General features: G+C 43.6%; 12 protein-coding genes. 7 read left to right on the plus strand and 5 right to left on the minus strand.

Annotation, left to right across the window (positions count from 1 at the left end):
* Positions 1 to 477: 477 nt before the first annotated feature.
* From mnmG to V9W66_RS09925, 6 genes are all read left to right on the plus strand, one after another.
* Positions 478 to 2,367 carry a tRNA uridine-5-carboxymethylaminomethyl(34) synthesis enzyme MnmG gene (gene mnmG / locus V9W66_RS09900; RefSeq protein ID WP_015526548.1) on the plus strand — a complete coding sequence of 630 codons (1,890 nt, stop codon included), beginning with the start codon at positions 478 to 480 and terminating at the stop codon, positions 2,365 to 2,367.
* Between the two features lie 45 nt (positions 2,368 to 2,412).
* Positions 2,413 to 3,132, plus strand: a complete 720-nt coding sequence (gene rsmG, locus V9W66_RS09905; RefSeq protein WP_144092153.1) for a 16S rRNA (guanine(527)-N(7))-methyltransferase RsmG — start codon at positions 2,413 to 2,415, stop codon at positions 3,130 to 3,132.
* 301 nt (positions 3,133 to 3,433) lie between these two features.
* On the plus strand, positions 3,434 to 4,504 hold the full coding sequence (locus V9W66_RS09910) for an ABC transporter ATP-binding protein (RefSeq protein ID WP_144092151.1): 1,071 nt from the start codon (positions 3,434 to 3,436) through the stop codon (positions 4,502 to 4,504).
* The gene (locus V9W66_RS09915; RefSeq protein ID WP_144092149.1) at positions 4,501 to 5,364 is read left to right on the plus strand and encodes an ABC transporter permease; all 864 of its coding nucleotides are present in this window, start codon (positions 4,501 to 4,503) and stop codon (positions 5,362 to 5,364) included. The genes V9W66_RS09910 and V9W66_RS09915 overlap by 4 nt, the downstream gene beginning before the upstream one ends.
* 13 nt (positions 5,365 to 5,377) lie before the next feature.
* On the plus strand, positions 5,378 to 6,907 hold the full coding sequence (locus tag V9W66_RS09920) for a GldG family protein (RefSeq protein WP_144092147.1): 1,530 nt from the start codon (positions 5,378 to 5,380) through the stop codon (positions 6,905 to 6,907).
* Positions 6,907 to 8,466 carry a DUF4340 domain-containing protein gene (locus V9W66_RS09925; RefSeq protein ID WP_144092145.1) on the plus strand — a complete coding sequence of 520 codons (1,560 nt, stop codon included), beginning with the start codon at positions 6,907 to 6,909 and terminating at the stop codon, positions 8,464 to 8,466. The genes V9W66_RS09920 and V9W66_RS09925 overlap by 1 nt, the downstream gene beginning before the upstream one ends.
* A gap of 147 nt (positions 8,467 to 8,613) precedes the next feature.
* Here the strand turns inward: V9W66_RS09925 and V9W66_RS09930 are convergent, their stop codons facing one another.
* The 3 genes from V9W66_RS09930 to V9W66_RS09940 form a co-directional block, all read right to left on the minus strand.
* Positions 8,614 to 8,856 (minus strand): hypothetical protein, encoded by a 243-nt coding sequence (locus V9W66_RS09930; protein WP_144092143.1) that lies wholly within the window; start codon positions 8,854 to 8,856, stop codon positions 8,614 to 8,616.
* A complete protein-coding gene (locus V9W66_RS09935) occupies positions 8,853 to 8,987 on the minus strand; it encodes a hypothetical protein (RefSeq protein ID WP_279231144.1) in 135 nt (44 codons plus the stop codon). The genes V9W66_RS09930 and V9W66_RS09935 overlap by 4 nt, the downstream gene beginning before the upstream one ends.
* Before the next feature lie 356 nt (positions 8,988 to 9,343).
* Positions 9,344 to 13,009, minus strand: coding sequence for a YhgE/Pip domain-containing protein (locus V9W66_RS09940; RefSeq protein ID WP_144092141.1), 3,666 nt, complete (start codon positions 13,007 to 13,009; stop codon positions 9,344 to 9,346).
* A gap of 565 nt (positions 13,010 to 13,574) precedes the next feature.
* On the opposite strand from V9W66_RS09940, the gene V9W66_RS09945 reads away from it, so the two are divergent.
* Positions 13,575 to 14,165: a TetR-like C-terminal domain-containing protein gene (locus V9W66_RS09945; RefSeq protein ID WP_144092139.1), complete on the plus strand. Its 591-nt coding sequence runs from the start codon at positions 13,575 to 13,577 to the stop codon at positions 14,163 to 14,165.
* Positions 14,166 to 14,417: 252 nt separating this feature from the next.
* On the opposite strand, the gene V9W66_RS09950 is transcribed toward V9W66_RS09945, so the two are convergent.
* On the minus strand, positions 14,418 to 15,374 hold the full coding sequence (locus V9W66_RS09950) for an alpha/beta fold hydrolase (RefSeq protein ID WP_144092137.1): 957 nt from the start codon (positions 15,372 to 15,374) through the stop codon (positions 14,418 to 14,420).
* Between the two features lie 614 nt (positions 15,375 to 15,988).
* Positions 15,989 to 16,438, minus strand: coding sequence for an SseB family protein (locus tag V9W66_RS09955; RefSeq protein WP_044962418.1), 450 nt, complete (start codon positions 16,436 to 16,438; stop codon positions 15,989 to 15,991).
* Between the last annotated feature and the right edge of the window lie 2,717 nt (positions 16,439 to 19,155).

Raw genomic sequence — 19,155 nt, forward strand, 5'->3', positions numbered from 1 at the left:
CCTGGGCCTTTTTTATATAGTGCAGCGATTGTGGAATGCTGAAAGAAACTAACTTGTGCCTGTATGCTTCTGTACTGGCAATTCAACACTGAGCCGAAATATGGCAGACGGAAGCAGGAATAACCCCGCAGACGTGCATCGCACGTCGAGAACCTCATTACAGTTCCATTGCAACCCCCTCGGCACAACGTTCCGCATCCAATACCGAAGCATACAGACAAAAGTCAACACCGTATCCCACACCACAACGCAAGAACTCCAAAAAAAAAGCCCGAGGGGTGTGCAGAGGGGCCGTGGCTTTACGGCCCCTTTGCGGTTTTCCACAGCTTCCCAAAGCAAAAAAACCAGGCCCTCTGCCAAGAAAGTAAAAATAAAACCAAAAACCAACCACACAATAAACAAAGAAAAAGAAAATCACAAAGAAAAATAAAGAAAAAGAATAAGAGAAAAATAAGAGAAAAATAAAGGAGAAAAAGCATGAAAAATCTGGAACAGTTTTTCGACATCATAGTAGTAGGCGCCGGCCACGCAGGCTGCGAAGCATCACTGGCATGCGCCCGCTTAGGGCTCAACACAGTCATGTTCACAGTCAGCGTAGACAGCATCGCCCTTATGCCCTGCAACCCCAATGTAGGCGGCAGCTCCAAGGGGCATCTCGTCCGTGAGCTGGATGCTCTCGGTGGGGAAATGGGTAAAAACATAGACAAAACCTTCATCCAGTCCAAAATGCTCAACCAGTCCAAAGGCCCTGCAGTCCATTCCCTTCGTGCACAGGCCGATAAACAGGCCTACAGCACAGAAATGAGAAAGACACTGGAAAATACAGAGAACTTAACCATCCGCCAGGGTGAAGTGACCGAGCTTCTGGTAGAAGACGGGCACATCACCGGTGTAAAAACCTTCTCAGGAGCCACCTACCACGCAAAAGCTGTAGTCCTCTGTACAGGAACCTACCTCAAGGCCCGCTGCATTTACGGCGACGTCAGCAACTATACAGGACCGAACGGCCTTCAGGCAGCCAATTACCTTACGGATTCCCTGAAAAAGCTGGGGATCGAAATGTTCCGCTTCAAAACAGGAACTCCGGCCAGAATCGCCGGAAACACCATTGATTATTCTAAGATGGAAGAGCAGTTCGGAGATGAAAGAGTCGTACCGTTCTCTTTTTCCACAGACCCGGAATCTGTACAGATCGAGCAGAAATCCTGCTGGCTGACCTATACAAACGAAAAAACACACGAGATCATCCGTGCAAATCTGGACAGATCCCCCCTTTATTCCGGAATGATCGAAGGAACCGGACCACGTTACTGTCCGTCCATTGAGGATAAAGTAGTCCGTTTTGCAGACAAAAAACGCCATCAGGTATTTATTGAACCGGAAGGTCTTTACACAAATGAAATGTACATCGGCGGAATGTCCAGCTCCCTGCCGGAGGATGTTCAGTACGAGATGTACCATTCCGTACCGGGTCTGGAGAACGCCAGGATTGTAAAAAATGCTTACGCTATTGAGTATGACTGCATCAATCCGCGCCAGCTCTATCCCACACTGGAATTCAAAAAGATCAAGGGCCTTTTCAGCGGCGGACAGTTTAACGGAAGCTCCGGATATGAGGAAGCAGCCGCTCAGGGCCTCATAGCGGGAATTAATGCAGCTATGGAGGTAAAAGGCCGGGAACAGCTGATTTTGGACCGCTCAGAGGCATATATTGGCGTTCTCATCGATGATCTGGTAACAAAGGAGAACCATGAGCCGTACCGAATGATGACAAGCCGTGCTGAGTACCGTCTGCTCCTCCGCCAGGACAACGCAGATCTTCGTCTTCGCAAAAAAGGCTGGGAGGTTGGCCTGATCGATGATGAGACATACCATAAATTACAGGAAAAAGAACGCCGGATACAGGAAGAGATCGAGAGAGTGGAACATGCAACCGTAGGTGGTTCTGCAGAGGTACAGAGCCTTCTGGAATCTCTGAACAGTACCCTTCTGAAATCCGGAACCACCATTGCAGAGCTGATCCGTCGGCCGGAGCTTAACTATAAGGTGCTTGCACCCATCGATAAAGAAAGACCGGAGCTTCCGGAAGATGTATGTGAGCAGGTAGAGATCAACATCAAATATGATGGCTACATCCGCCGCCAGATGAAGCAGGTAGAGCAGTTTAAGAAACTGGAGCAGAAAAAGCTTCCGGAAGACATTGATTACGAAGATGTAGGAAGCCTCCGCATTGAGGCACGCCAGAAGCTGGAAGCCTACAGACCGGTGTCCATCGGCCAGGCGTCCCGTATCTCCGGTGTATCCCCGGCTGACATTTCCGTGCTTCTTGTATATCTGGAAAGCAGATCCGGACATAAACACGGATAATACAAAGAATAACAATAAAACACAGAAAATAAGAGAGGAAGCTGCATGTACAATTTAGAAATCCTGGAAAAAGGCTGCGAGGAGCTTGGGATCACACTCAGTGACACGCAGAAAAACCAGTTTATCCGGTTCTACGAATATCTTGTAGAAAAAAACAAAGTCATGAACCTCACCGGTATCACAGAATTTGACGAGGTTCTCGTGAAACATTTCCTGGACAGCCTCTGCTGCGTCAAGGCTGTAGATATGGGTAAGATAAAAACCGTTATGGACATCGGAACCGGCGCCGGATTCCCGGGTGTTCCCCTGAAAATAGCCTTCCCGGAGGTGGAAGCCTGCCTTCTGGACTCACTCAATAAAAGAGTAAAATTCCTGGAAGAAACTTTTGCGCTCCTGGACCTGGAGGGGATTTCCGCCATTCACGGAAGAGCTGAAGAATATGCAAAAAACAAAGCCTACAGAGAAAAATATGATCTCTGCGTATCCAGAGCAGTATCCGGACTTGCAACCCTGTCTGAATACTGTCTCCCGTATGTAAAAGTCGGAGGGCTTTTTGTGTCCTATAAATCCGGTTCTGTAAAGGAAGAAGCAGAAGCAGCAGAGAAAGCGGTAAAGATCCTTGGTGGAAAGATCAGGGATATTCAGTACTTTGACCTTCCGGGCTCTGAGATCGGCCGCTCCCTGGTCATTATCGAGAAGGTAAAAAATACCCCGGGCAAATATCCGAGAAAAGCCGGAACACCGCTCAGAGAGCCACTGGCATAAGATACCTCCTGTCGAACAAAGTCAAATCTGTCCGACAGGAGATTTTTTTGTCCGGGAGTTTCACAAAATTATCACAAATTTATCCTACTTTTATCACAAATTGCTTTTACACTATAATCCGATAGAGATGCCCCTGGATTCCCCCATTCTCTGTTTCATCCAGGGGCATTTTCTATTGGTATTGAAAAGACGCCAGAGTCAAGGGCTTCAGTTTCAGGACCTTTTGCCTCTGGCATCTTATAAAATGGGAAATCGATAATTAAAAAAAGTATTTCCCTGAGAATAAAAGGAGGAGAGTAAAGTGATCGAAGTAAGTAATCTGGTCAAAAAGTATGGCGATCATACTGCGGTTGACCATCTTTCCTTTCAGATCGAAAAGGGGAAAATTTACGGATTCCTGGGCCCCAACGGTGCAGGAAAATCAACAACTATGAACATGATCACAGGATACATTGCTTCCACAGAAGGAAAAGTGATGATCGATGGTTATGATATTCTGGAGGAACCGGAGGCAGCCAAGAAATGTATCGGCTATCTGCCGGAAATGCCGCCGCTCTATTTTGATATGACTGTTCTTGAGTACATGAAATTTGCGGCTGATCTGAAAAAAATCCCAAGAAACCAAAAAGACAAGCAGATAAAAGAAGTCATGGATATGGTAAAGATCACAGACATGAAAGACCGTCTGATCAAAAACCTTTCCAAAGGTTATCGCCAGAGGGTGGGCCTTGCACAGGCGATTCTGGGATATCCGGAGGTGATCATCCTGGATGAGCCGACAGTAGGACTTGACCCGAAGCAGATCATCGAGATCCGTGACCTGATCAAAGGCCTGAAGCAGAAGCACACGGTTATCCTAAGCTCCCATATCCTTTCCGAGGTAAGAGCAGTATGTGATTATGTTCTGATCATTTCCCATGGAAAGCTGGTAGCCAGCGATACACCGGATAATCTGGAACGTCTGGCAGCAGGCTCCAACAGCCTCCTTATGAAGGTAAAAGGCGAGAAAGACACGATTCGAAAAGCTCTGGAAACGATCGAAGGCGTAACCGGGGTGGAAATGTCCTATGACAGCGATGAAAAATTGTGGAAAACAAAACTTTCCATTCAGGAAAATGTGGATATCCGTGAAAAAGTCTTCTACGCTATGGCAAAAGCGAACTGTCCGATCTACGAGATGCAGGTTAAGAGAGTTTCCCTTGAGGATGTATTCCTTGAGCTTACCGAAGGAGAGAAAAAATCCGCCGGAAAACCGGAAAGCTCACAGTGGAAACCGGTAGAAGACAGATCATTGGAAGAAGAACAAACGCAGGAAGAAAAAAACGGGGAACCAGAGAAGGCTTCTGATGAGAAAGAGGGGGATCAGTCATGACAGCGATTTTTAAAAGAGAACTGAAAAGCTATCTGACCTCCATGGTTGGATATCTCTTCATATTTTTTGTCCTGGTGCTGACCGGAATTTATTTTTCCGCATATCAGCTTTCAGGCGGCTATTCAAAATTTGAAACTACCTTAAGCGCACTGACCTTTGTGTTCCTGATCGGTGTGCCGATCCTTTCCATGCGTGTACTTGCAGAAGAGCGCAAGCAGAAAACGGATCAGCTTCTTCTGACCGCACCGGTATCTGTATGGGATATCGTATTTGGAAAATATCTTGCACTGGTAGCTGTGTTTGTCATTCCGGTCGTGATCATGTGCGTTTATCCTCTGATCATGAGTAAGTTCGGAACGATTTCCTATGCTTCCGCATACACCGGGATCCTGGGATTTTTCCTTCTGGGATGCGCGAATCTGGCGATCGGTGTATTTATGTCAGCGCTTACAGAAAGTCAGGTAATTGCAGCAGTACTTACGTTTGTATTCCTGTTCGCCTTCTATATGATGAACGGAATTTCCTCATTCTTTTCACAGACCTCCATGTCAACCGCAGTGGCATTCGGACTTCTGATCGTGGCGATCGCTATCATCATTTATACAATGATCAAAAATGTCCTGATCTCTGTAGTGATCGGAGCTGTGGGAGAGATTGCCCTTGTGATCGTATACGTTGTAAAATCCAGTATTTTCCAGGGCGGTATCCAGAAGGTACTGAACGTATTTAACCTGAGCGGACATTATGATAATTTTACAAACGGCGTGTTTGACGTGACAGGAATCGTTTATTTTATTTCTGTTATTGCGATCTGCCTGTTCCTTACCATGCAGTCCATTCAGAAGAGACGTTGGAACTAGGGGGTGAAGGGAAATGAAATTCAGTGAGAAATTTAAGAAAAATAAAGGCGAGGCAGCCGTACCGGAGACAGCACAGGACTCCGGCAAAAAGAAACATAAACCGGATCCGAAAAAGCTGGTAGGCACCATCAGCAAAAAACATATCAAAAATGGTTCCTACAGCATGGCTATGGCAGCTGTCTTTATCGTGATCGTGGTTGTGATCAACATGATCGTCGGTGCGATCCCATCCAAATATTCACAGCTGGATGTAAGCTCATCCAAGCTTTACACCATTGGTGATGAAACAAAGAAGGTACTGAAGGCACTGGATAAGGATGTTACCATTTATCAGATCGCGGCAAGCGGTTCTGAGGACGACACGATCTCCAATCTGCTTTCACGTTATAAAGATGAGTCCAAGCATATTAAAGTTGAGGTGAAAGACCCGGTTGTAAATCCGAAATTTGCATCGGAATATACAACCGATGATCTTGCGTCAAACAGCCTGATTGTAGTCTGCGGCGACAGAAACAAGGTTATCAATTACAACGATATGTATTCCTCTTCAGTAGACTATAATACCTGGCAGCAGACTACTACCGGATTTGATGGAGAAGGACAGATCACAAGTGCGATCGGCTATGTGACATCCGAGGATCTTCCGATCATGTACACCTTATCCGGACACGGAGAAAAAGATCTGGATTCCAGCTTTAAAGAAGATATCCAGAAAGCAAATATTGATATCAAGGAGCTGAACCTTCTCACAGAGGGAAAGGTTCCGGATGATGCAGACTGCCTGATGATCGTATCTCCGACCAGCGATATTTCCGAGGAAGAAAAAATAGAGCTCCTGGATTATCTGGAGGCAGGCGGAAAAGCTATGATCTTCTCGGATTATACACAGGATGATCTGCCGAACTTTGATGCGGTTCTTGAAAACTATGGTGTAAAGTGTGCCGAGGGAATCGTATTTGAGGGTGATAATCAGCATTATGGAATGCAGATGCCATATTATCTTGTACCAACAGTCAACAGCACAGATGCAAGCTCTGAGACAGCTTCTGCGGGCTCCTACGTACTGGCACCGTATGCGCAGGGCATTCAGAAAACAGATGATGTGAGAGATACCGTAACCATCGACAGTATCCTGACAACCTCTGACAAGGCTTACTCCAAAACAAATATGCAGAGCAGCAATATCGAAAAGGAAGACGGAGATGTAGACGGACCGTTTGATCTTGGTGTTGCCATCACTGAGAAACTGGATGATGATAAGGAAACACAGATCGTTTACTACTCCACAGCAAATCTGATGGAGAGCCAGGTGAACCAGATGGTATCCGGCGGAAATGAAAAGCTCCTTCTGGAGTCCTTAAACTGGATGACCAGCACAGACGACAGTAATTCCGTTTCTATTCCATCCAAGAGCCTTGAGTCCACAAGCCTGACAGTAACCGATTATGATGCAGCCTTCTGGAAGATCTGTACCATTGGTCTGATCCCGGGAGTGTTCCTTGTTGCAGGATTCCTGATCTGGCTTAAGAGGAGAAAAGCATAATGAAAAAATCGACCAAACTTGTTTCAGCAGTTGTTGTTCTGGCAGTTCTCGGCGGCATTTATGTGGGACTGAACACCTACGTATCCAAAGAAGAAAAGACAGAGAGCAGCAGCGAAGAGGAAAGCAAAACAGAAGTGTTTTCCGTGAAAAAGGATGACATTAAATCCCTGGAATTTATCGTAGACAAGAAGGAAGTGACCTTTGAGAAAAAAGATGATTCCTGGGTGAAAAAGGATGAGACTGCTTTTCCTGTAAATCAGACAACTCTGGATTCCGCAGCTTCCGCCATCGAAACGGTGGAAGCGGACAGAGTTCTGGAGGATGTGGAGGATCTTACGGAATACGGACTGGATTCCCCATCTAACACAGTAACTATTGATACCGCTGATGGGACAACGAAATTCAACATCGGAGATGAGAATACGTCTACGAATCAGTATTACATTTCCAGAGATGATGATGACAGCACGGTATATGTAGTGGCAGCGGACACAGTGTCTCCGTTTATGAACTCCCTTTACGATTACGCACAGGGAGAAGATTTCCCGACAATTGATCCTTCCACAGTGAAAAAGGTCCAGGTCAGCGAGGATAAAGCTTCCTATGTCCTGGAAGAAAATTCCGACGGAGCTACCTGGGATGTTTCCGGTGACGGAAACAGCGATAAAGAGTCTGCCGATACAACGGCAGCAGGAAATGTAACCTCCGGACTTGGAAGCTTTGCATTTGACCAGTTTGTAAACTACAATGCAGAGGATCTTTCCCAGTATGGCCTTGATAAGCCCTATGCGACGATTACAGTGGATTATCAGGAAAAGGTGAAGAATGACAGCACAGACAGTACAGAATCCGGAGAAAACGATTCTACGGCCTCTGAGAGCGATTCTGAGAGCGGCGACAGCGCTGACACGGACAGCAGCTCAGAAGATGCAGACAGCAAGACAACCACAGTGGATAAACAGCTTGTCATTTATGTTGGTGATGAGGCAGGAGATGGCAGCAGATATGTAACGGTAGATAACAAACAGATCTATACAATGTCAACGGATACACTGAGTGCAGTTATTGACAAGACGCCGTCAGATCTCTGGTCACTGATTGTCAATTATCTGTCTGTAAAAAATCTGGATCAGCTCCAGGTTACTTACGGTGAAACAACAAGTACTGTAAATGTTTCACGTGAAACATCCACAGATGATGACGGAAACGAAAAAGAAACAACAACCTATCAGCTGGATGGTAAGGAAATAGAAAGTACAACCTTTACCACCTTCTACAACAAGCTGATAAACATGGCAGGACAGAAGAGACTGACAGACGCTTATACACCGGCTGCAGATCCGGAGATGACCGCTGTATTCACAGACTCTGACAAGAACCAGACAACCGTTACCTTCTACACATATGACACAAACTATTATGCAGCTGTCGTTGGAGACAAGGTATTTCTTGTAAACAAAATGACAGTAAAAGAAATGTTCAATGCATATGAAACCATGGTAAACGGTGAAACAGAGACAGAAGCCACAGCAACACCAACCGCTGAGGCGGAAAAATAAAATATTAAGAAAATAAATAAAAACACCTCGGAGATCCGCAAACAATAAGGTGATCTCCGAATATCCGTTTGATGATCAGATATTCGGAGACACCACACAGATCAGGATTTTCCGGGGTGTTTTTATGTTGCTGTTATTTTACGGTCCTTACAGATGAATACGGTCCGTATATTTTTTTACCGTTTGTGATGCGGTATGCGCGGATACGGTATTTAGTTCCGGTTTCCAGGTGTTCATGTGACCGATTTCGGAAGAAAAACTTCCATCGGAGTTAATCTGATAAAAAGTAAGTTTAAAGCCATCGGTAACATACCAGGTTGCTTTTCCATTGAAAACCGCAGGCTTGCAGTCAGAAAGAGATCCGGTTTGTGAGTAGATCTGAGAAGTCATATTGCCGCTTCTTCTGAATCTGACAGGAATGTCTCTGAACTGAAATCTGCTGCATAGGTCAGGCACGGTGTACTGGCGATCATGGCAGTGGAGATCATAAGGGATAGCAGTTGGGTTGTTCTCTTTTTCATAGATTTCCTCCTTATGTATGCGTGAATTTTTTTGTTGCATGTAAGTCTCTTGTGTATGCGTGAATTTTTTGTTGCATGTAAGTCTCTTATGTATGCGTAGATTTTATGTTGCAGGTAAGTTTTTGTAATTGTCGCAGCTTGATTTGCGTAACTGTGCAGGGATTTACCTGATCAGATCTAACCAAATGAGGATGCTTTTATCCGCTTGATTTTCTGTAACTGCTATAATTGTAGCGTGGAGAATTGACGAGGACAATATAAAAAAACTGTACAGAAGCTCATCTGAGCAACTGTACAGTTTTAATTTTTCTATATCTAACAGAAGGTTCGGGGGAGCTTCTGTCAGTAACTAAGTATTATGCAAGACCTCTTTCTTCCAGCCAGTCGAAGAGAACAACTTTTTCTGCTTTCTTTCTCTTGGTCATGTGATTGAACTGAAGGATCGTCAGGATCGTGAAGATCACTAACAGTGCAGCCATTACAATAATGGAAGTGGTAATGCTCCGGCCACCGCTGATCGTTGCACGGAATGCATAGACCGTATAAGTAAACGGAACGTATGCATGGATCTTTGCAACGAATGAAGGTGAAATCTCAACCGGATAAGTTCCGGCAGATCCTGCAAGCTGAACGACCATGAATACCAGCATCAGGAAGCTTCCTACTTTACCAAGAGTAATGTTGAAGAAGTACATGATAGAGGTAAAGGTCATTGATGTCAGGCAGGCGAAGAGTACGGTTTTGCCCATCTCTGCAGGTGTGAATCCGTTAAATGCACGTAACAGCAGGATCAGGCAGATTCCCTGAAGGATCGCTACCGGATAAAGGACGGAAGCCTTGCTTGCCCACCATGCGAAACCGGATTTCAGTTTGCCCTTATACTGAGCCAGAGGATACATCAGGCAGAATGCCAGTGCGCCGACCCAGAGGCCTACAGACATCATGTAAGGTGCCATTGCGTGTCCGTTATTCGGGACATCGGTAAGTTTTGTTTCATCGTTTACAACAGGAGTTGCGAACATTTTGATCGTTTCATCACTTGCTGAATTGTCTTTTACAGTGGTAGCTCCATCGCTGAGGCTTGTGGTCAGTGTCTTGGAACCGTCCTTCAGTTCTTTCATACCGCTTCCAAGCTTCTTGGAGCCATCATACAGCTGAGAGGAACCGCTCTGGATCTGGGCAGCGCCATCTGCAAGCTGTTTTGCACCATTGTTAAGTGTGCTGTTGTTGCTTACAAGCTTCTCGGTACCGCTGAGAAGTGTTGAGGTACCGTTTGCTAATGTCTTAGTTCCGTTTGCAAGAGTAGTAGCACCGCTGGAAAGGGTCTTGGCTCCTGTTGAGAGCTTTTTGGTACCGTCTGTAAGAGCGGAGCTGTTTTCGGAAAGCTTAGCAACACCATCGGTGTAGGTTGTGATTCCGGTTGTCAGTGTTCCGGAACCATCGGCTAATGCTTTTGTTCCATCTGCAAGAGTAGCAGCACCGCTGGAAAGAGCCTTGGCTCCTGTTGCCAGTTTCTTGGTGCCGTCTGTAAGAGCAGCACTGTTTTCGGAAAGCTTAGCAATACCATCGGTGTAAGTTGTGATTCCATCTGTCAGTGCCTTAGAACCATCTGCCAGCTGACCTGCACCGGATTTGATATCCGGAAGTGCGTCAGTGATCTGTTTGCCGGCTGTTTTCAGATTCTTTGCACCGTTGTTGAGCTGCTTATCATAAGATGTCAGTTGGTCAAATCCATCGTTCAGAGCTTTGATTCCTGCTGCTGCAGCCGGGAAGGCTTCGACTGTGCCGTCTTCCAGAGACTGAAGTCCTGCGGAAACGTTCTTGGTTCCTGTGTTTACAGCCTGTGCACCCCGATACAGCTGGGTAACACCTGCAGAAAGCTGAGCGATCAGATCTGTAGGAAGCTGACTTGTAGCTGCAGATAACTGCTCTGCACCTGCGCTCATGGTTGTGGCACCTGCACTCATCTGGTTTGCACCATCTGTCATGGTTGTGGCACCCTCAGAAAGTGTGCCGGCACCCTGAGTCAGTCCTCCGGAGATCTGAGTCAGTCCGGAAGCTGCTTCGTTAAGCTTGGAAGTAACAGCATTCAGATTTTCCTGAGTAGAAGAGAGCTGACCGGATACACCAGCTGCAAGCTGTGAAACCTGATCAGAATAGCTGCTCATGTAAGAACCGTCCACGCCAGTCATTCCACCGGCTACGCTGTTTAAAGCGTTGATCACATCATTCAGAGCTGCTGCGGAAATGGTTCCGTCCTCAGAAGCGGTTGCCTGAATCGCCTGAAGCTGTGCTGCTAAATCGGTCATTGTCTGTCCGGCAGTACCGATCTTGGTATTTGCATCAGTAAGTGCTTCCGTTGTCTGCTGTCCGTATCCTGTAAGGATGCTGCTGACCTGATCACCTACCTGTGAGAACTGTGTGCCTGCATTCTGGAGAGCAGGGATCAGACTGTCTGTGATACTGCTGCTGGTCTGACTTGTGATGCCTGCGGCCTGAGTGATATATCCGGCTGCGTTGTTGATTCCGTCTGCGGCATTGTTCATACCAGCTGCAGCACTGTTCATACCAGCTGCGGCTGTGTCCATACCATCCTTTGCGGAAGTAAGGCCGGCTGCAAGCTTGTTGATGGATTCCTGTGTTGTTCCCTCTTTCAGAGCAGAAACCTTATCGTTCAGGGATTTCAGTCCGTTTTCCAGCTGCTGTGTTCCGGATATCAGTGACTGTGAGTCATCGGTTCCTTTGGTAACACCGGTATTCAGCTGAGAGATACCATTGGAAACTGTTGTGAGTCCGTCTTCAAGTTTTGCAAGCTCTTTGGCACCGGCTGCGAGTTTGCCAGCACCAGCCACATAGGTGGTGGTTCCATCTGCAAGAGTGTCAGCACCAGCTACATACTGTGTTGCTCCGTCGGAAAGAGTATCAATACCTGCACTTAATGCATTTGCACCGGATTCCAGGCTGCTTGCGCCGGATTTCAGTGTATCAGAATTTTTATTAAGCTCATCCACACCAGCGGTGTACTGCTGAACACCTTCATCCAGAGTATCTACACCGGTTGTCAGCTCAGGAACCTTTTCTGTCAGAGCTGCAACGCCGCTGTTCAGCTGGTTTGCACCGGATTCCAGGCTGCTTGCACCGGATTTCAGTGCATCAGAATTTTTATTAAGCTCATCCACACCAGCGGTGTACTGCTGAACACCTTTATCCAGAGTATCCACACCGGTTGTCAGTTCAGGAACCTTTTCTGTGAGGGTTGCAACGCCGCTGTTCAGCTGATCTGCACCATCGTCCAGGCTCTTTGCACCATCGTTAACCTTTGCAACACCATCGGTGTAGGTCTTAAGACCTTCGGTGAGACTGTCAGCACCGCTTACGAAAGTAAGAGTACTGGTGGAAAGCTTCTTAAGGTTTTTGGTAATTGTTTTGTTACCATCAGCTGCTGTATTCAGTCCGTCTTCGATCTTTCCGGATCCGTCTGCAGCTTCCTGCATTCCGTCACCTGCTTCTGAGATAGAATCAAAAACGGTTTCTGTATAGGTTTCCGTCACCTTGGAAGCAATGTTATCACGAAGCTTCAGCATTGCTGTTTCACTGAGCTTGGAGGCAATATAGTTGGTTCCAGGGTTTGTCTCATAGGATAGCTCCATTTGCTTTGGATCGTTGTCCATTACAGTGGCTGCGTTTGCGGAGAAATTTTCCGGAATTTTGATAACCATGTAATAGGTTCCATTGGCCAGACCGTCCTCTGCTGTCTTGCTGTCTACAATGTTAAATGCCATTGAGTCGTTGTCTTTCAGCTCATCCGTCATGTCCTTACCTATGCTTAAGGTCTTGCCATTATACTCGACAGGTTTGTCTTCGTTTACCACGGCCACTGGCAGGCTGTCTACGTTTCCGTAAGGATCCCACATGGATTTCAGAAACAGACCTGCATAGATGATCGGGATTACGATAATGGCGATTACGACGATAAGCATGAGCTTGTTACGAAGTAAGCTTTTCCATTCGTTTTTGATCATATTACCTATCCCTTTCTTATTAAATTGTATTATCAAACATAGTTGATTAATCAAACTTTATTCCAGTAATGGTGACGAGATCTATTAATAGCTTAATACTCCATTATCAAACAAAGTGTTGATTTTCTTTACGTGATGTATTATACTAAACACATACCACAGATACAACCATTAAATATTTACTGAATGTATATTAATAGACGGAAATGATGGAAGTGTCTATTACAAATAAAAAACTGCATAATAGACAAAAAGTACTTTATTTACTTTGAATTTATGTGCAGTTGGTAATATTAAATACAGACAGGATTCCTATGTTTCAACACAAATATGCAGCAGATATCTGGTATCGTGTAGGCCGGCGTCGTTAACAATTTTGATCTTGTCAATTCTTAACAACAGCAGATATCTGGTATCATGCAGATCGGCGTAGAGAAAGCGAATGCTTTTATTCGTTTGAAGATGCATTATGCATTTTGTATGACCGTTGCAGAGTATCGTAAGTAACAGGTGATTGAGGCGGAGGAAACGTGCTTGCTTTTTTGAATTGCAGGGGGGAATTAAGATGGCGGAAAAAGTTGACAGAAGAGTACGTAAGACCAAGGCACAGTTGCGAGCGGGGCTTGCCCGTCTTATGCAGAAGAAGAGTATTAAGGAAATTACGGTAAAGGAACTGGTGGAAGAAGTTGATATCAACCGCTCCACATTTTATCTTCACTATACAGATATCTATCAGATGCTGGAATCCATAGAGGCTGAATTGATGGAGGAAATCACGCATCTGGTGGCAGACTATCCTCTGGATCCTCTTAATAATAAGGAGAGCTCGTATTCTTTTATTGAGCAGATATTTACGATCCTGGATCATAATAAGGATATTTGTATCGCACTTCTTGGAAAGAATGGAGATATGGCTTTTGTGAATCGTATAGAAAAACTGATCGCAGATACGGTGCTGCATCGCTTGTCAGTTCGTCTTCCGAAGGACAACCGTGATATTGAGTATGCGTATGCGTTTTGTCTGAATGGATGCGTGGGAATGATCAAGACATGGCTGTCTTCTGAGAATCAGGAGAGTACACAGCATATGGCAGAGCTGACACATAAGCTGATCGATAATACAACACACATGTATCTGGAGCAGGCACTTAGATAAGAGAAATGTCCGGATGCATGCTGTGAGTCTGGTAAAAAATAAAGAGTATTGTTTCACGTTTGTTTGAGGGAAAACTCATGTTTCACGTGAAACAGTACTCTTTTTTATTGGCTTTTTGTTGGCTTATAGCATTTCCACAAATTACTGTATGGAGCTCAATGGCTCCGAACATGAACAATGTACTTTTGATGCGTTGATTTCCAAAATTACTATAGATAAATTTTGTTTTTGTTGCCGGATCATAAGTTGTTTTTACAGGAAAATAGCTACCTGTTCCAGGAAATGTTCCGGATCTTCCAGATGAGGAAGATGTCTGGTTTCCGGGATCACAGCGGTTTCAATGGAAGAATTCAGCTTCTGGTATTCCTCTGCGATAAGAGAAGCGGAAGCTTCTTTTTCTCCGGAAATAATATAGATGCATGCATTGGAAGATTCTACGGCATTATTAATGCTGATATTCAGGTATTTGCCAATGTAGCTGGAATACAGATATTTGGCGTTGGAACCGCCCTTGTGAGCGGATTCATAATAGGTGTCTACCAGCGTATCTGTTACATGGAAGGGATTGTAGAACAGCTTTTCCATAAACAGACTGCTGATGGATTCGCGGGAAGCTACCATATGATAGATCAGAGTTCCGAAAATCGGAAGCTCGATAAAATACTTAAAGAGCTTGTTGTCTTTACAAGGTGCCTGCTTCAGAGAACTGAAGCTTGGTGGATTGACCAGCATGATCTTGCGGAAATGGTCAGAATTGTTACGGTAAGCCATGATCGCAAAAGAACCTGAGAAACCACTGGCAATAACATCGGTTTCCTCACGAATCACATTCTTGGCAAAATCACAGAGTAACTGAGCAAATACAAAATTGGTATAAGTAATATCCGGTTTTTCGGAACGTCCACATCCAAGAAGATCAATGGTGTAAACTGTATGTTCGGTTGCGAGCTGCTTCTCTATGGCATTCCATTCATAACCGGAAGCACCTGGCATGATATCATGAATAAGAAGAATAGGGGTGCCACCATGTCCCTGTTTTGTATAAAAAATCTTTCCAAAACGCCAGCCATAGGTTTTGCTGTGTGGCTGTTCCAGCATATCTTTAAGCTGAGATGTGGCATCTATGAAACGGTTAGCAATATGAATAACACCTGCGGCAGTTCCGACTAAAGCTGCAAGAGTAAGTAGTCTGTGTCCATTTTTCTTCATTAAAAAGCCTCCTGGAATTCGTAAAAATAATCAGGGCAGATGTAACGTAATTCAGGTATCTGATCTGATTTTTTCTGAATATTTCTTTGCTTTATTATACGACAGGAACGAAGAATTTACAATGCTTTTGTAGGAACCCTAACCTTGTTATTGTATGCTGATGCTACTGTCCATTCTGTTCTTGGCGATGATCGCTAAGTTGCTGTTCGTTCTGCTTTCAGTAACGCGCTTTGCAATGCAAAGAATTTATGTTGATCGCATAAATTGGTGCGGTATGGTCTCGGGCTTTCTGCGACCTTCGTTTATAAAAAAAACTTACGGAATATTATCAGTGAACAGTAGCATCGCCAATACGCTTCATGATACATAGAAATCAGATTTCGAACCGAATCAAGTAAGTCCCCTGCTTTAATTGCGAAGAGAAATAAGCAGAGGGTGGGGACTTACCTGTATCAGGAGAAGGAAAAGCTCCTTCTGATAAACTGCGAAGCAGTTATTTGGTTATGAGCAAGTAGCGAAGCGGATGCTGTTATCCGCTGGAATGCTTTTATACTTCAGTAAAATACCAAGTGTTTCACGTGAAACATTGGACTTGTTATCCGACAGAGCTGATGCTATACAGGATTGCCGAGGATGATGTTGATAAGAGTTTTGTTCAGCATCAGTGTGCGGTTCCATGGATTGAGAATTACTCCCTCAACAGACGGCTCTTGCAATGCAGAAGCAAAAATCTTATCAATATCTGCGGTAAATGTGGACATGATCTTATCACTGCCTTTTAATTCTTCGTCGAAGCTGGTAAATGCAGCCCACCATTGCTTTCCATCGTTGGTTTTGATCGCATGAAGAGAAATTTTTCCATCACCTTTTGGAGGTTCTACAGCAATGATCAGCTGTGCCTGCTCCTGCATTCTGTGACGGATCACGGTGAGAGTATGAGCAAGCATTTCTTCGGTTGCTTCTTTTTGGAGTGCTGCAATGGCAGTTTCGATCTTTTCATTGCCATTTAAAGTCTTGTCTAATTGTTCTTTATAGAAATCGTTGCGATTATTTGTGGTGTTCATGTATAAAATATTCCTTTCGATCAGATGATAGATGATTAGTATATCGTCTTTGAAACAACTATGCCAATCACTTATCTGCGAATTCAATCGCACAGGTCTAAAAGCCTCAGCATAGCCCGCTGCGCCTGCGCTTTTTATACCTGCACACTCGAATCCACATCTTACGCGATTGGTATAGTTATTTACGAAACGATGTACTAGACGCAAACTGCAGGGAGTTTGCGAATGCTTTCTTTATGGATTATAGCATTTCAGGGGAAAATGAGGCAAGAGAAGAAGCGTTTTTAACCGAATCAAGTAAGTCTCCTGATTCAATTGTGAAAAGCAATAAGCAGAGGGTGGGGACTTGCTTGTATCAGGAGAAGTGAAAACTCCTTCTGATAAACTGAGAGGCAGTTATTCGGTTATGAGCAGGTAGCGAAGCGGATTGCGAATATCCGCTTGACACGAATCAAGTAAGTCTCCTGATTCAATTGCGAAAAGCAATAAGCAGTGGGCGGAGACTTGCTTGTATCAGGAGAAGCACTGGCTCCTTCTGATAAATTGCAAAGTAGTTATTTGGTGTAGAATTGCGTAGAGAATGCTTTTATCTGATTGATCCAAAGTTGGGTAGATATGTTTGTGTACTTGAAGGTAAGCTACCAGATACGGTCATCAGTATTTCCTATGAGTTCCGGTCAGATGCTTTTATGCACTGGACGGGAAATTAATAAGTTAAGCGAATATAGTAAAAAGATATAATTATATAAAAAAACGGAGAGTAAGGCGAAAAAATAAGGGGGATTTTATAGAGTGATATAAGAGACTGTTTCTGCGAAGCTCACAGCATGATAATGATAATAAAACGACTACAAAAATAATTAAAACACAAATACTAAGTACAATAAAAAAGACTTTATAGAAGAAAATGCTGTATAATAAATAGAAATAATAGGATATTTACGAATGAAAAAGTAATAAAGTACGAATTATAGTACTTTTAATAATAAAGTACAATAAAATGTACTTTACATAAAAAGTAAATATAAGACTCTGTAAAATACAGAAATGTGCGCCTGCACACATGCGCTAAAAAGAAAAATATCATAATATGATAAAAATAAAATATAGATCGGTCTCTACTTTAAACGCGTAAAATGATGCTTGATCGAATAAAGAAAGTCGTCTGCGTTGATTATGAAAAACAATAAGCTGTGGGTGGAAAATTACTTGTATTATTCCTGATAAACTGTAAAAAAGCTCTTCGGTGTAAAACTATACACCGAATGCAGAGAGTTTTATCCGCATGATTGGGATAAAAGGAAGACAAGGCAGCGTTTTTTCGGATTGATTTAGAAGAAAAAAGCCTATTAAGTGAAATTTATTTTATACCAGTTCCATGCCGGAACCTTGTTCAGATATATTTTATATTGGGTATTACAAAAAGAAACTATGCTTGAAAAAACCTTCAGTTAACATGCACATAACGAATATATAACAGGATTGGAAGAAAAATGAAATAAATGCGTAAATCTTTCGTGAACATAATAAAATAAACAAAAATCGAAAATTCTAGTTTCGTAATATTATATTTTTTGTCGAGAGCTATATGCATTTCACACTATAAAAACACTCTGAAAAAAAAGAAGTTTCCATTTGCTATATATAGATGTTTTTGCGAAGTATAAAGACAACAGCCACATTATTTTGTGGATGGAGTTTCTTGTACTTTTTACATGCTTCCGTGATACAGATAATGCCAGAGAGAATATATTGGAGTATTTTTTTTGACATTTCACATTGATTTTATAATGTATTCGTAACTGTTCAGTACCTTTGCAGTTACAAGTCAAACCGTATCCTTGATCGATTTCGTTGATGGATTTTTTAACGGGATCAAGTAAGTCCCCTGTTTCAATTATGAATATTGGTTTGATAATCTGTCTTCGGATGTTTCACGTGAAACATCCGAAGACAGATTAAGAATAAAGAGTCATAACCCATCTTTGACAAGTGCAGAAATAAAAAACAGCTGTAGTTCGTGCTTATGTGTTTTATGGTAGGTTTAATATAGATTTTAACCAGATCAAGTAAGTCACCTGCTTCAATTGCGAACTGCAATAAGCAGCCGTTGGGGACTTGCCTGTATTAGAAGGAAACTACGCTTCTCCTGATAAACTGCGAAGCAGTTATTAGGCTATGAGCAGTAACGAAGAGTATGCTTTTATCCGCTTGAACTAAAAAACGTTTCACAACAACGATAACTCATAGGCGCTTTACGGTAGCGATGATATAGTTTTTAACCGAATCAGGAGATACCATGCTTCGATTGCAATAAGTAGCGGTTGGGGATTTGCTTGTATCAGGAAGAGTATAAGCAAATCTTGATAAACTGCGGAGCAGTTATTCGGTGTAGGGCTGTGTAGCAACTGCGGATGCTTTTGTTTGTTTGACGCGAATCAGGAGATCCCCTGATTTTCTGCTTCAATTGCAAGAAATGATAAGCAGTGGTTGAAGAACTGCTTCTTATCAGGGAAGGGCAGCTTGTATTCCTTTTGGTAAATCGCGAAGCAGTTATTCAGTGTAGAACTGCGAATGCGTTTGCGGATGCTTTTATTCGCTTGATAATAATAGTAATGTTTTTGGTGTTCAGATAAAATTCGAAAATGCTATAAATGCTGTAAAAGCAAGGGATTTTGATGTCTATGTAGCAGTATGCAAGGTTCCATAAAAGATAA

The sequence above is a fragment of the Blautia massiliensis (ex Durand et al. 2017) genome, assembly GCF_051861785.1.
GTDB classification, from domain to species: Bacteria; Bacillota; Clostridia; order Lachnospirales; family Lachnospiraceae; genus Blautia_A; species Blautia_A luti_A.